Origin of the sequence: Paenibacillus sp. FSL H8-0168 (assembly GCF_038592955.1) — a bacterium.
In the GTDB taxonomy this organism is placed as follows: Bacteria; Bacillota; Bacilli; order Paenibacillales; family Paenibacillaceae; genus Paenibacillus; species Paenibacillus polymyxa_B.
Genome location: NZ_CP151948.1, coordinates 494373 through 508438 on the forward strand (window position 1 = coordinate 494373; position 14066 = coordinate 508438).

Genomic DNA, 14066 nt, shown 5'->3' on the forward strand with positions numbered 1-14066 from the left:
AAAGCAACGCTATGTTTTACAGTAGGGAAGAAGGAATTTAGGGTAAAGGAAGGTTAGACAATGACGAAAGCTATTTCACCGCTAGTAACGGCATTGGGCATGGAGCCCCATCCAGAAGGCGGCTGGTACAAAGAGATGTGGAAGGCCCATTTCCAAATTCCGAAGCCTGTACTGCCGGATGTGTATTCCGGTCCGCGCTTTGCAGCTTCGTCTACGTATTTCTTGCTACATCCGGGCGAGTTCTCCGAGTGGCATGTGGTCCATTCTGATGAGCTGTGGTTATATCATAGCGGAAGCCCTGTAGAGTTGAAATTGGGTGGAAGCGGAGAAGAGCCTGGTGAAGAAACTGTGATTATCGTCGGTGCGGATGTGGAGGCAGGACAGCATCCACAAGCACTCGTCCCAGGAGCAGTATGGCAAACGGCACGTCCGCTTGGGGATGAGCCCGTGCTGGTAACCTGTGTGGTTGCACCAGGATTCCACTTTGATGATTTCAAGCTGATTGCCAAGAATCCAACTGAATCATGATGTGAGCATTGGCGGGTGTATTTCTGTAATGAACAGGAATGGCCCGCCTGATTTATTTTTACTCATAGAAATAGGTACTTTAAAATGGCTTTAGGTGCTTAGTTTGGCCTGAACAATGAGACGATGGGTGGGGTTGACGAGAGGGTCACATGTAATCAGCGTGAGCAGCTTTTGTTTTTTGAAGCTTTTTAGAACAGACACGTCCGTAGGATCAACCACCTTCAGGCTATAAACGCTATATACATATTGGTTACCCCGAGTGTTGACAACAATCTTATCCCCAATCTTCAATTCATTTAGACGATTAAATAAACGTCCAGAGGTACGGGCTCGATGAGCAGCAATGGCGGCATTCCCCACTTGTCCCAGCGTCCCCGTTTCCGGCATATGTACAGCCGCGTGTCTCATATTTATCCTCGTTGCGCCTTCCAATACAGGGAGCTTTAAAGCAATACGACTTATACTAATAGTGGCTATGGGAGTTTGTTCATTAGCGCTTGCCATGGGAGCAGGAGGTGGGGAAGTATTTTGTCGTGCTTCACTAACCGGAACTTTCGTAAGACGAGTGGACAAGCTAGCATAGCTGTCTGTAAGACTGGCGGTTCTAAGCGCATCGCTTTTTCCTGATGGTAGCTCGGCTGCTTTTAATAGCTTGCTTTGTTCCTGATCCTCATTCCATTCCGTCGCTTTAGGAAACAAAATAAAAAGTAAGCCTAACACAATAAATACGTAGGAAAGTTTACGCAGACGCAGCAATCTCGCCTCCCCTAAGCAAAGTACGGATTATACATACTTTTTTAAAAAATGCCCCATTCCCGGCTCATTCCAATCGGGAATGAGCCGGGAATGGGGCAGGTGATTAATTTTATTTTTTGTTTGTCCGTCTAAATTTCAAAAATACGCCCCATATAACCATCGCTATGCCTGTCAAATAGAACGGAACGGGGCTGCTTTCACCTGTTTGGGGTAATTGATGTACCGCAGGTGTATCCTCCGGCTCTTCAGGTTCTTTCCCCGGAACCTTGAGACGGATCTTAGGTTCGGGATCGTCTTTCGAATCCACCGGAGGAGGATCTTGATGAGGCATGACGGCTGGCAGTTCCGGCTTCAGCGGTATAGGCGCAGGTTCCTCCTGCGGAGAGACTATGTCCTCCGGAGACTTTGGCAATGACGGAGGGACGATTATAGACGGAATATTGGGTATTTCCGGATCTTTGTCATGTTTTTTACCTGAGCCTCCAGACGGGGGGGAGGGGTTTGGATGAGTAGGCGTTCCTGGTCCTGAGGGATTCGTGGGGTCTGTTGGAGTTCCCGGGTCTACAGGTGGTTCAGGGTCGTTTTTCTTTTCTTTACGATTGGTGATCACAACCCTCTTTACGCCAGAGCTTTGTCGCAGTGTTGCGTCTATTTTGATCTCGAGCTTGCCCTCGGTAATTTTATAGCCCTCCGGTGCTGCCAATTCTTCCAAGATGTAGTCGTCATGAAGCAAGGAAGAAAAGATGATTTTGCCTTCCTGATTGGTGGTCTGAATGAGAGGGGCTCTTTTTTGACCTTTATCATAGAGCGCAAACTGTGCGCCAGGCAGTACCTTGTCAGGCATATCCTGATCTACCTTGGTCAGCTCAAGACTTTCGGTCACACCCCCGCCAGAACCGGAGCCGGAAGACGTTCGTACGATGATTTCCTGGCTGGTTTCCCGCAGTTCTGTCGTCAAGCGATCCCCCTCAAAGGCAACCTTATTACTCACCTTGGCTTTGTCTTCAGCATGAATGAACGATTGGTATTCAAGTATAAAAGCAGTGGAAATATCCTTAGCAAAAGTAAGTTCAAAAGTTTGCTGGCCTTGAGCATCTGTCTTGATATACAGCTTGTAATCTTGATTTCTAATCAACTCGGTGCCCTTGGTGGTATTTCCGTTGGCAGCGATGATTGTAGAGTACAAATGAAAGGAATCCTCAATTAAGATTTGATTGCTGCTAGGCTGATCTATAATTTTAGCGTTGGATACATGGGACTGTCCTTCATTGATGCGGATGCTCCAGTCAATCTTATTTCCATTTTGTGTACCGACTTTAGATACATATTCTCCGCCATGAGGTACCGTGACTTGCGCTGTCCATTCGGAGACAGTTTTTTGTCCATCTAGTAGAAGGGCTTGATTATGGATTTCCTTTTCAATCAGTTCTCCTTCCAATGAAGTTTGAAAGGTAATCCAGTAGGGAGTCTGTATCTTATTTTTGAACTGGATACGCAATTCATTACCATTTTGCTCGGAGGGAGGAATAATGGTGTATTGATCTGCTGGGATTTCAGCCCCTTTTTGTACGCCATCCCACCATCCCAGCAAGGTCATATCGTATACTTTTACGGAGGCGGGCAGTAACTTCTGACCTTGCAACAAGGGGTCTCTCACTTCCGCGTGATTCAGGATCTTGCGATTGTAGTTAGCTTTAATGTCCCAGGTAATGAGCTTGGAGGTCGCATTATAGCTTCCTTGCTTGGCACCGTTTCGTTGTGTCATAAAGTCCGGCCAGATCGGGCACTCCACTTCTTGCGATGATCTTTCTCCGTCTTCAAACTGGTATTCTATATGGGATTTATTACGAAACTCGGGCTTCGTTGTATCCGTTTTCCAATCATTATTATAGGTAGTTGAATACTTGATTGTATAAGCCTTCTGAATGGCTTTATGAAAAATGAGCGTAAATCCTTGTTTATAGTCCTGTGATAGCGGAATCAGCTCATAATCCGTGGGTGCACGTAGCTCCGTTGTTCCGTCAACACTTTGAATTTTCAGGGTGTCCGGTAACAAGGCCAAGCCCCCGTTTGGAAACACATCCTGAATGACAATATTTTTCATGATGTACAAGTCTGTATTGATGGTAATCACCCAAGGTATGATTTTGGTGTTGTAATTGGGTGTGTCATACATTTTAGTCATAACTCCGCTTATGATTTCCGTCGATACGATCTTCTGGGTTCCATCTGAGGTTATGATGTTTGTAACTTTTTCATTTTCATAGACACGGCCTCTGGCTTGAGTCTGGTATCGGATGGTATAGGCTGAATCTACGTCGAAGTTGAATTGAAGTTTGAAGCCGTTGCGGTCCGGATAATCAACTGGGATGACAGTATACGCCCACGATGGGAGTTCCTCCAGTGTGTTTCTCTTAAATACTTTCAAAGAACCGGGCAGCAATTCTTGAGTTTTATTGAAATGATCAATTAAAAGAGCTTTGGCTTCGGGAATTTTTGTCTCGCTGAAGTTATATCTTATGGCCCACGAGAGTGTTTGTGTGGCATGATCATATTTTTCAACCTTTTTGGACAAAAATTCACCACGTTCCACCTGAACAGTAGCGGTAGCAACAACGTTCTCTATCGTATCTCCTGAAAGCGTTGCTGTGTTGGAGAAACGAGTTTCATCGCCAATAATACGCGTGGAATATTGAATCTGATAGGCCGTGTTAATGCTATCGTCTTGAAAACGAATCACAAACCCTGTCCCGGCTTGATCTGCTTCAATGGCATATTCACTTGCATTCACTAGGTCTCGAACAACGGTCGAGCCGTCGATATTGACTTGTAGATGATAGAGCCGAATAGAGTCTCTTCTGAGTTCCAGCCCTGAAGGAATTGGATCGGTGATGAGGGCATGCTTTACGGTGTTTAGCTGTTTGTTCACATCAATGATCCAGTCGATCTGATTGGTGCCAGCTATTTTCCCTTGTTTGCTTAGGGTTGGCCCTGACTGGGGTTTTACATTCACGATGACCGTTTGTACCCCGCCTTTGATCGGAATCGCAATGATGATCTCTGTACTGCCTTTCACCGTTTCTTTCGTAAACTCGGTTTTGATTTGCAGTTTGCCGCTGACATTGGAATGATTCTCTACATATTGGTTAAAGGTCATGATCACCTTGCCCTGACGATCTACTGTGAAGTATCCCACGGTTCCGTCGGTAGTGACTAACGGAGATGAGATATCAGTGTAGATGACAAACTGTTCTGGTAAATGAAAGGTGAAGCTTTCCCCTGACTTATAGGTATTGTCAGGAAGCTCCCATTCATAGCCTAGTTGGATGGCTGATCCGATGTCGAATTGGCTGTCTGGACTATATACCGCATCAATGACACGCCCTGCTTCGTCGGTCAGGCTCAACTTCGTTAATATGCTCTGCGGAGCTGCATCATGTTGAGACTTTGAACTGGTTGCTCCTTGAACGAAGGGAACCGTGTTTGAAGGAATCTCCCTAGGAGGTTCAAGGTTTGGGACAACATATACAGCATCCGTAACGGTATGGTTAGGATCGGATACAGCACTCTGCGGCAGTTCTGGGACTGGAGCATCTGCGTAAGCCAGCGTTGCGCTGAAAAAGCTTTGGACAATGAGCAATAAGGCAATGATCATTACATTTATTTTTGTTCTCATGCTCCAAGTGATTCTCCTATTCATCGTAATATGGCAATGCTTCGGCGGTTATGTTTTTTCCTTCCCTCCTCCTAGTTCGAAATTAGTATATTCAGCATGCTAGGCTGACATGACTATCCCAATAGAAAAAAAGCCCTGATCATAGCGATCAGGGCTTTCTTCGAGAGAGGTAAAGCAATTTGTGATGGATCTATGTAAAAAAGACATAATAAAAAGCTCGTTCATCTGGTAGCTGGCTGCCATCTGGAAAGGAAGGCCCTATAGTTTTGCGTCACTGCCTTTCGACAGTTTTGCCATTAACTTGAATAGCTTGTGCGTCTATCATCTATCAAACTGATTTCATGTAACCTCTCATTTACAACTTTGAACGGTTCCCCCATTTTTTGCGGAAGGAATGAGGTGTTTCTCCTACATGCTCCTTGAATAGGTTAATAAAATGGCTCGTATTGGGAATCCCTACGTACCTTGCGATATCCACAATGGACATGTCACTGGTTTTAAGCCAGCTTTGAGCGGCTGTGATACGGACATTAATGAGATAATCAATCGGAGAGAAACCGATCTGCTTTTTGAAATTTTTAGCCAGATTAAACTTGTTTAATTCAAACATATCTGCCAGCGAGTCCAGTGTTATTCGCTCACAGTAGGACTGATCCAAATATTGCTGTACCCGACGTACCTCACTCAGGGTTTCAGCATTCACACACGGATGATCATAGGGATGTTGCAAAATGCACGTTAGTATTTCACCAATGAGCCTGGACGTTAGTAGCTCAGCGGAAAGACTTCTGTCAGACTGCCCACAAATCAGAGCATGGAGCTTATCCAATATAATATGCGGATTATGCATGGAAATGACCGGTTTATTATGCTTGGCAAATTGTTCGTAAAAATTTTCAATCAGATTGCCATACAGGTACAGGCTGATAAACTCCCAGGATTCATGACCGGAGGTGCTGTATTGAACATATTCCTCGCAATTAATAAAGAACAAATCTTGAGGTTTTAAGATATATTTCTTGCCCCGGTACAGTAATTCTCCCTTACCAGACAACGTAAAGACAAGCAAAAAAGAGGCAAGTTCTTTCCTTTCCATCGTAAAAGCAGAAGTTTTTTGGAAGTAGCCTAATTCCTGGATATATAAAAGGGATTGCTTGGCAAAAGCGGAGGGAGTGCGTACAATTACGACCGGATCGCCATTCCAGAGGCCCACGTTGTTTTTTTGGTCTGTTGTCATATTCAATTCCTTTACAAAAAAGCAATTTTATCTAGCATATCTTGGTTTGAATTACCAATATATAATGGCTGATTAAACATGATTCCCTATTTATAAAAGTTTATTTTATCACATCAAATATGTCTATATAGCAAAATATGTGTTTGAATTTTATGGGAGTAACACTTTTTATGGATATTTAACCTGGTAATCCATATGAAAAAGTCGAATGCTGTTGAAAGAATCTGGGGTTATCATGGATTCAAATCCTTTCTGAGGTCCAATACCAAAATGGTACTGAAAAAAGGTATCTTATGCCCATTCAACTTTCTTGTTCACTTCTCCTTTCGGTTTAAAAAAATTGGGACTTGGTTCTGATAAAATGGTTCGTAAGGCTTATTATTGAAAATAAGAGTTTGGGCCCAGTGCTGTGATTTTGTTCACAAACATGAATGTAAAAAAGAGAGATATATGCATAAAAAATTACGCAAAAAGTGCCCTTGCGCGTTTCATCAAAAGTGCTTTCAACTTTGGAAATGACACGGGCAATGATATGATGGGTAATACAGGTATAGTGCTTTACTTACTCGACAGTCAGTTTGGAGGATTACAGGATGGGAAAACCAAAAAACACGAAAACCGCAGCGGCTTGGTCGCTTGTTATTCTAGGGGCAGGCTTTGCAGCCACATTGCCCTTCCAGCAATATGGTTGGGCTCGTTTGTTAGCCGGAGCTTTTGAGGCAGGACTTGTAGGGGGACTGGCAGACTGGTTCGCTGTCACTGCTTTGTTCCGTCATCCGCTAGGCATTCCGATACCACATACCGCCCTGCTTCCTAAAAATAGGGACAAGCTCACAAATGCATTGGTAAGTACGGTGGAAAATAACCTGCTAAACAAAGACAGCATTGCGTCTAAAATTGCAGATATCCGTTTGGCCGATTTGGTGCTGGGCGGTGTGGAAAAAGGATTGCGCACGCCGGAGGCGGCGGCATCCATAGATGTTCTTGCCAAGCGGCTCGTCCAGTCGCTCCCGCTCGCGGAATTGGCTCCGGTCATCGTGGCAGAGCTCAAGCGGCAGGTGGCTGACTTTGACGCCGGACCGCTGCTGGAGTCGCTTGCTCGTCAGACCAGCGCGAAGAGCTATGATCGCCGCGCACTGGATTACACGCTGAAGCAAGCCGAGTCCTGGCTTTTGCGACCCGAAACGGGTTATACGCTGGGCACCTTAGGGATGCAGGCTGTCAGTGGTTTGCAGGTGAGCGGGCTGATGCAGTTTGCTTTGAACGCATTCCTCGGCTATCTGAACGAAGAACGTATGGGTGAAATGATTCGTCATTTCCTGCTGGATCAGGTAGCAGAATTGCAAAGGGAAGAGCACCCGCGCCGTCAGGCTGTGCTGGATGGTCTGAGGACACAGGTGACCCGATTGGCGACGAAAGATACGGTTCAGGAAGGGTTGAACGGCTGGAAGGATAGCCTTGTTGAAGCCTGGGAAGGCGATGCGTCAGTGCTGGGCAAAATGGAAGAACTGCGTATACGCTTATTGGACTACATGGAAGACGGAAGCTATGTGCAGACCTATATTTTACCGCTATTGAATCGGATGCTGACTGATTTAAGAGGGAATACCGAGCTGCTGGACAAGATCAATGTGCGAATTGTGGAAGGTATTACTGGACTGGTGGAAGCCAACCATAGTCGAATTGGTAACTTGGTACGCGAAAATGTAGACAAAATGGATAACAAATCCCTGATTGCACTGATGGAGGACAAACTGGGACAGGATTTGCAGTGGATACGTATTAACGGCGCAGTTACAGGCTTCCTGATCGGCATTGTGCTGACAGGTATCCGTATGCTAATCCAATAGACCAGAAAAAGCTACAGATAGGGTTGTGGAAGCATGAGGCTTTGGCATGAACATTTAATCGACAAGTTACCCCGTCCGCAACTGCTGGGGCAACATCGTGAGTGCTGTGCCCTGCGCGGGAACGGGTGGGGCAAGCCACACGCCACCGTGAATTATGTGTTCGATTATCACCCAATGCTGCTGGTGCGCTATCATAGGCTCATTATGGACGAAATGAAAAGCAGAGGGTACAATGTTGATCCCCTGTGGGAACAGCCGTTGTATCGCGGTAAGCAGTGTGAGCCTTGGGAGGCGGAGCTGGGTGAGGAACTGGCAGGTGCGGGTGCATATGTGGAGCATGACGATGAGTATATGAAGGAGTGCCTGGGCAACCTGGCTTCCAAGGGTATTTTAATAGAGATTGATGTGACCTAAAAAAGACGGGCTGCGGTATGTTCATCATTCAGATGAAGTGCCGCAGCCCGTCTTTTTTGATGCTTCAGTGTTCAGTGTTTGGGGGAGAGACTCGAGATATTAGATTACAGAATCCAGCGGGTGACCTTTTCCAGTGGTTGTCTGGATTTTTCCCGCTTGGGTTCATGAGCGCGATAACCAAAGGCAGCAATGACTGAAATATCGAGCAGCCCGTTCTCCAGAAGTCCTTCTTCCTCCAAAATGGCATGCACCTGATCGTAGTTAAAGCCCTCAATTGGACAGGAATCAATACCGATCTGAGCCGCTGCTGTCATCATATTGCCTAAGGCAATGTAGGTTTGCTTGGAAGCCCAGTCAAATAACGTACGTTCGTTTTCCAGCAGACGTTGACTTTCACCCTGGAAAATCTTATAGCGGCCTGGCAGTGAGGCAAAGTCCTCCTCAGACATACCTTTAACCTCTTTATACATATACTCCACGTAAGGAGAATCATAACGAACATCCTTGCGCGCCAAAATCAGGACGACGTGGCTAGCCGCAGGAATCTGCTTTTGACCGCCGCTGGAAACTGCAGCCAGCTTTTCTCTCAATGCCTGATTTTGTACAACTACAAACTGCCATGGTTCAAAACCGACGGAGCTTGGAGAAAGTCGTCCGGTTTCGAGAATGAACTGAAAATCCTCTTCCGGTATGATGCGATTGGGATCGAATTCTTTCGTGGCGTGCCTGAACAGAAAGGCGTCCAGAATTTCCTGCTTTTTAGCTGATGTATTAGACATAAAATGTACTCCTTTGGGTATGGGTTTAGTTGGTACTCTATGGGTTTTCTGCTACTATAATGAGAGCTGATATCGAATATATAGTTATCATATAGAAAGTTTTTGCAGGGAACAAGTACGCACATATTTGTTCCTTGTCATACGTCTGGGGCTATTGGTTTACACATTCTACAGAAAGAAGGGGTATACATGGCACAGGAGATGGAACATGCAGTTAGCGTTAATTTTGGATGTCCGGTAGCGAAAACCGTCGGGGTTATAGGTGGCAAATGGAAGGGAGTCATCTTGTATCATTTGACCACAGGACCGCGGCGCTATAACGAAATTCGACGGACCTTGCCTAATATTACACAGCGGATGCTAACCTTGCAGTTGCGCGAATTGGAGAGAGATGGCATTGTGCACCGTGAAATTTATAATGAGAACCCACCGCGTGTGGAATACTCGCTTACCCCGTTAGGAGATACGTTAAGGCCATTGCTGGATTTTATGAGAGACTGGGGGATCTTCTATGGAGAACAGGGTTGCGAGCCTGTGACGACAACTTCCAAATCAGGCAAGCACTTTTGTTAAAGGGAATGAAGAAAGCCCGCCAAATGATTTCATAGAAGACGCATAAGAAATCATTAGCGGGCGGAATAAGGTCAGATACACTTATTTAAACTCGATGGCTTCGTTCATCTGTGCCCAGGCTGTTTCTCCAATGATACCCAAGCGCCAGATAGCGATTCCTTTGAGGTCATAACGTTTGGCTAAACCGATCTTGGCGTTAACGGTGCTGTCTTTTTCGCTACCCATCGAAATCCCCAAAATGAGCTTGTCCCGCGAGGTTTCCTTCAAGGCCAGTTGTATGGCTTCATCCACTTTATCCAAAGGCTCAGGCGTAGCCTTTTGTCCGTAATCATAGGCCATGATGATCAGATCGTCCGCCAGATTGCCCAGCGTTTTGTAGTCATAGCCAGAGTAAGAGCTGTTCAGCGGATGCAGAACGACGGTGAGCTTGAGTCCAGCCTGATGCGCTTTGGCCGATAGCTTTTTAATAAAGGCGTTGTAGTCTGAACGCGCTTTAGCTTTATCGCCGCTCCAGCCCAATCCTTCCAGGTCTAGCGTAATGCCTTTAAATTGTTTGTCGGTGGCGGTGCTGACGATTTGGGAAATGGTCTGTTCTTGAAGCTGCGCATTTTCCAAAATCTTGGTCAGCTCGTGATTGCCATCTCCAGAATAGACCATCAGGTAAGGGGAAGTCCCCTGGCTGTCTGCCTCCTGCACAATGGACTCTGGTGTTACGGTTCCAGCGGCTTGAGGCCATTTGTATTCCTTGCCGTTTGTCGTAAATTGTCCGTTCGTATCAATTCGACTCCAGCCGAAGGCAACTGCGTTAAAATCCGGTATTTTGGATTTTTGGTCAAAGGAAGACAGCGCATAGAAGCCTACTGTATACATAGCTTCACGAGGCGATGTAATGGAGACCGTCCGTGTTCCCTGGTTCCAGTTCACCGTGGCTCCAAACTGCTGCCCGAAAAAGCCCAGCGGAATCATGGTGCTACCGTGCACGGTTTGCGGAGCGGCTGTTAGTTGAACCGTTTGTCCGTCCACTGTGGCATTGCGGCTACCCATCTTTAGAACCACCTGCTTGGTAGCAGAGCCTTGCGCTTTGGTAGCGGCGATGCTTTGGCTGGCTTGATCCCATTTCACTGTAATGCCAAGCGCCTCAGAAATAGCGCGAAAGGGAACCATGGTCGTGCCGTTCATCATGGCAGGTTGTACGGGGAACGGTAATGGATATCCGTCCAGCATAATGCTGATCTTGCCAGCCTCGGCTTGTGCCAAGGGGCTATAGATACCGACTGTGGTACTCAGAAAAATAGCACTAGATAACAGAGCCTTATTTACGATTTTCATCCTATGATCTCCTATGCTCAATAGATTGCAATGCTATCATGTTAGAATCGTGAGGGTTCTACCATTTTACCAAAAAAATGATAGAAAGGTGAATGTGAAATAATAGGATGAGATGAATCTAAGTATGTATTTAAGCTGAATATTAATCGTTTTCTTTCATACTAAAAAAAGCTGACCCCTTTAACTAGGTGTCAGCTTTTTCTTTTTAAAACGATCTTAACCTTATTCGTAACCCATATTACTTGCGGCGCTTGAGTGCAATGCCGATAGCTGCGGCACCAAGAACGACTGCAATGATCGATAGGACCAGTGCTGTCGTTTGTGCAGCAGAGCTGGCTGAAGCAGAAGCGGCAGGTGTAGCTTCTACAGCATTGTTCGAAGCAGGTGCGGGGCTGCTGCTATCTTTAGCCGCATCTGTGCTCGTATGGCCTGCTGCCGTGCCCGCTGAATCGTGTCCGCTGTCTGCGGCAGGGGCAGGAGTTGCGGACGTGGCATCCGCCGTGATTTCAGTAATGGAATGTGGATTTTTACTTCCTTCGTCACCTGTCCATTCCACGATACTTCCGTCACTGTAATATTGGAAGGCGTCCCAGGGTGCTGTGGTATTTTGGTCTGCATTTTGCGCTACAAAGCTGAAACGCTGATACTGACCCGCTTGAATGCCGTCTTTTTCAGTCGTCCAGGTCACGGTGGTTACTTTGCCAGTGCTGTCTTTTTCGGTGGCTACTTTCCAATCCGGTACAGGCTCGTATTGTTTGAAAACGACCTCTTTCGGAATTTTCAAGGCGATTTTGGTGGTTGGAATGTTTTTTTCCACGGGTACTTTCAATGTGTACGTTTCCCACGCATTAGGTTGTGAAACAGAAGGCTTGACTGTCACGTGTGCACTGGCCATACCTGCAAAAAGTAAGGCACCAGCTGCAATTAGACTCACAGAGGTCGCAAACCTGGAAAATCTGGATTTTGCTGTTTGAATCGTTGTATTCATATTCAATTCGCTCCTTTTAAACATAAAATAATTATTTTTTACCGCCTACATGCAGGGTGAATTCAGCATCAACCGCATCGAGTGATGCCGTCAGAGCATGTACTTTTACCGCCCATGTTCCTTCGGAGGTCATCAATTCCTGACTGCGGAATGGTTGTTGCTGCTTCACGGGTAGAACAAATTCCTGTTGATCTTGGTCAGGGTCTGCTGGAGTGAGCGTTAATGTGACCTGCTGGATTCCCGAAACGGCAGCACCTTTGCTATCCTGAACGGATACCTTGAATTCATTGCTGCCCACAGCATTGGGGCTGACTGCCAGCGTAACGTTGTATCCGCCCGTAGTGCGAGTCTCCTCAAACGGTACAGCAGGTGCCTGGCCGGGTGACAGGTGAGTGAGCACCGCAGTCAACAGCATCACGAGCAGGCCGACGGACACCTCGGCACGCAATCCCCGGGCGGCTTGCTTGCTGGGCGCCGCTTGCCTTGCGCTGCGGAACTGGCTGGCCGCAAAGGCCAGCATGACTAGCAGCAGCGCTGCCTTGCCGAGCAGAACGAGTCCATAGGACGTGTTCAGCAGCATGGAGGGAGCCGGAATGTACAGCACGGCTCCATATATACCGGTGGCAAGTAGCGCTGCCACCATAGCAATGCCCCAGCCGGCAAAGCGGCGCAGGGCGGCTTGCCGCAGACTTGCCCGCTCGGATACGGGCAACTCCGCTCCGGCAACAGGCAGGCACACGACCATGACGGCAAGTGAGCCGATCCAAAAAGCTGCTGCCGCGAGATGGACAAAGTCCGCCGCAATGGCCGGAGCTGGATGGGTAGCCGCTGCCGGATGACCGACAAAGGCTTTGGACAGCATGAGGCATAGCGTTAGGAGAGCTGAGCTGTAGCCCCAAAGACGGCGCTGACGATCCGAAATGCTGTAATCCAGCGCGTAAATCAGCGTTACGCTTAGGAGCAGCACGAGAATCATCTGGATAAACCAAATTTGCCCGGCTCCAGTAAACTGGAGAGCTTCTCCCAGAATCGGGAGTGAGAAGCCCTCCCTGATGGAAACCCCGGCATCCCATGAAGCCTGAAGTGGCAGGCTGATCAGAATGGCGGCAGACGTTATGCCGTAGCCGCTCCATAGCAGCTTAGTCCAGCGGGGCAATGTGTCAAAGGGCCGCTGATTTTGCTGATGCTGTTCACTTCGATTCTTGTCTTGGCTTATGCTCGGTAAGATGAACAGCCGGAAACAAATCGCTCCAAAAAGCAGCGATAGTCCTATGTAAAGAAACCAACGGACAGCAATTAAGTCGATTCGTGATGTCCCTGAGCTTTCAGATGCCATAGCTTGATGAGTAGGCGCATTGAAACCGCTACCTACTTGAAATGGAATGACTCCATTAACCGGATGTCCGTCTGCGGATAAAGCTCTCCAATTGACGGAGTAAATTCCATTTTTCATCCCTGGAATCAATTGGATTTCCATGGTGGCTTTATGATTCGGGTTGAGCTGTGCTTTTCCTGTGTCGACCCGCTTGCCTGTTTCGTCGGTCACTTTGATCGACATGAAAGCAGATTGCAAATCTTCATTGAAGGTGATGGTCACCTGAGAAGGCGACTTGTCCAAAACCTGATTTTCGGTCGGACTGGATTCAATGACAAATGCATGAGCCCACGAAGAGTGAGGAAACAGGATTAGAAGGGGGAGACACAGCAATAAAAGACAAGCCACACGGGCTGGTCTGGACAGGTACAACATGCCTGTGAAGTCACCTTCTCTCGATTACTTGAAGCGAGGATATCCCCATTTGTAACATTTTATACGGACAAACCCATTCCTATCTTAATCATAGTGCATATAGCGTGAATAGATGGAGCGAATTATGACATTTATATGAAATTTGAAATAATAAGCACTATACAAAATGCCAATCATATGAAAACC

At 46.9% G+C, this 14066-nt stretch carries 11 protein-coding genes and 1 riboswitch; of the genes, 4 read left to right on the forward strand and 7 right to left on the reverse strand.

The features are described from left to right. The first annotated feature begins 60 nt into the window (after positions 1-60). Positions 61-528, forward strand: a complete 468-nt coding sequence (locus MHI21_RS02285; protein ID WP_013308442.1) for a cupin domain-containing protein — start codon at positions 61-63, stop codon at positions 526-528. A gap of 90 nt (positions 529-618) precedes the next feature. Here MHI21_RS02285 and MHI21_RS02290 read toward each other — a convergent pair whose 3' ends face one another. The 3 genes from MHI21_RS02290 to MHI21_RS02300 form a co-directional block, all read right to left on the reverse strand. After that, positions 619-1284 carry a class D sortase gene (locus MHI21_RS02290; protein WP_342419341.1) on the reverse strand — a complete coding sequence of 222 codons (666 nt, stop codon included), beginning with the start codon at positions 1282-1284 and terminating at the stop codon, positions 619-621. 109 nt (positions 1285-1393) lie between these two features. Continuing rightward, complete coding sequence (locus tag MHI21_RS02295) at positions 1394-4960, reverse strand: collagen binding domain-containing protein (RefSeq protein WP_342419342.1); 3567 nt, start codon at positions 4958-4960, stop codon at positions 1394-1396. 224 nt (positions 4961-5184) lie between these two features. Further along, positions 5185-5265, reverse strand: a riboswitch (cyclic di-GMP riboswitch). A gap of 50 nt (positions 5266-5315) precedes the next feature. Further along, complete coding sequence (locus tag MHI21_RS02300) at positions 5316-6197, reverse strand: AraC family transcriptional regulator (protein WP_342419343.1); 882 nt, start codon at positions 6195-6197, stop codon at positions 5316-5318. Between the two features lie 593 nt (positions 6198-6790). On the opposite strand from MHI21_RS02300, the gene MHI21_RS02305 reads away from it, so the two are divergent. Both MHI21_RS02305 and MHI21_RS02310 read left to right on the forward strand, forming a co-directional pair. Further along, the gene (locus MHI21_RS02305) at positions 6791-8047 is read left to right on the forward strand and encodes a DUF445 domain-containing protein (RefSeq protein WP_342419344.1); all 1257 of its coding nucleotides are present in this window, start codon (positions 6791-6793) and stop codon (positions 8045-8047) included. A gap of 33 nt (positions 8048-8080) precedes the next feature. Beyond that, a complete protein-coding gene (locus tag MHI21_RS02310; protein ID WP_342419345.1) occupies positions 8081-8461 on the forward strand; it encodes a TIGR02328 family protein in 381 nt (126 codons plus the stop codon). 104 nt (positions 8462-8565) lie between these two features. On the opposite strand, the gene MHI21_RS02315 is transcribed toward MHI21_RS02310, so the two are convergent. Continuing rightward, positions 8566-9240 (reverse strand): NAD(P)H-dependent oxidoreductase, encoded by a 675-nt coding sequence (locus MHI21_RS02315; protein ID WP_235307027.1) that lies wholly within the window; start codon positions 9238-9240, stop codon positions 8566-8568. Between the two features lie 189 nt (positions 9241-9429). Between MHI21_RS02315 and MHI21_RS02320 the strand changes: the two genes are divergently transcribed. Beyond that, positions 9430-9813: a winged helix-turn-helix transcriptional regulator gene (locus tag MHI21_RS02320; protein WP_023986690.1), complete on the forward strand. Its 384-nt coding sequence runs from the start codon at positions 9430-9432 to the stop codon at positions 9811-9813. Between the two features lie 81 nt (positions 9814-9894). Here MHI21_RS02320 and MHI21_RS02325 read toward each other — a convergent pair whose 3' ends face one another. The 3 genes from MHI21_RS02325 to MHI21_RS02335 form a co-directional block, all read right to left on the reverse strand. Next, on the reverse strand, positions 9895-11142 hold the full coding sequence (locus tag MHI21_RS02325; RefSeq protein ID WP_342419346.1) for a stalk domain-containing protein: 1248 nt from the start codon (positions 11140-11142) through the stop codon (positions 9895-9897). A gap of 238 nt (positions 11143-11380) precedes the next feature. After that, positions 11381-12130 carry a YcnI family protein gene (locus MHI21_RS02330; RefSeq protein WP_342419347.1) on the reverse strand — a complete coding sequence of 250 codons (750 nt, stop codon included), beginning with the start codon at positions 12128-12130 and terminating at the stop codon, positions 11381-11383. Positions 12131-12161: 31 nt separating this feature from the next. After that, positions 12162-13880: a copper resistance CopC/CopD family protein gene (locus MHI21_RS02335; RefSeq protein ID WP_342419348.1), complete on the reverse strand. Its 1719-nt coding sequence runs from the start codon at positions 13878-13880 to the stop codon at positions 12162-12164. Positions 13881-14066: the final 186 nt, after the last annotated feature.

What these genes read in the sequence shown, in the direction of transcription:
- MHI21_RS02285 (WP_013308442.1), top strand. Translation starts at nt 61, where the DNA reads ATGACGAAAGCTATTTCACCGCTAGTAACGGCATTGGGCATGGAGCCC.
- MHI21_RS02295 (WP_342419342.1), bottom strand. Translation starts at nt 4,960, where the DNA reads ATGAGAACAAAAATAAATGTAATGATCATTGCCTTATTGCTCATTGTC.
- MHI21_RS02300 (WP_342419343.1), bottom strand. Translation starts at nt 6,197, where the DNA reads ATGACAACAGACCAAAAAAACAACGTGGGCCTCTGGAATGGCGATCCG.
- MHI21_RS02305 (WP_342419344.1), top strand. Translation starts at nt 6,791, where the DNA reads ATGGGAAAACCAAAAAACACGAAAACCGCAGCGGCTTGGTCGCTTGTT.
- MHI21_RS02310 (WP_342419345.1), top strand. Translation starts at nt 8,081, where the DNA reads ATGAGGCTTTGGCATGAACATTTAATCGACAAGTTACCCCGTCCGCAA.
- MHI21_RS02315 (WP_235307027.1), bottom strand. Translation starts at nt 9,240, where the DNA reads ATGTCTAATACATCAGCTAAAAAGCAGGAAATTCTGGACGCCTTTCTG.
- MHI21_RS02320 (WP_023986690.1), top strand. Translation starts at nt 9,430, where the DNA reads ATGGCACAGGAGATGGAACATGCAGTTAGCGTTAATTTTGGATGTCCG.
- MHI21_RS02325 (WP_342419346.1), bottom strand. Translation starts at nt 11,142, where the DNA reads ATGAAAATCGTAAATAAGGCTCTGTTATCTAGTGCTATTTTTCTGAGT.
- MHI21_RS02330 (WP_342419347.1), bottom strand. Translation starts at nt 12,130, where the DNA reads ATGAATACAACGATTCAAACAGCAAAATCCAGATTTTCCAGGTTTGCG.
- MHI21_RS02335 (WP_342419348.1), bottom strand. Translation starts at nt 13,880, where the DNA reads ATGTTGTACCTGTCCAGACCAGCCCGTGTGGCTTGTCTTTTATTGCTG.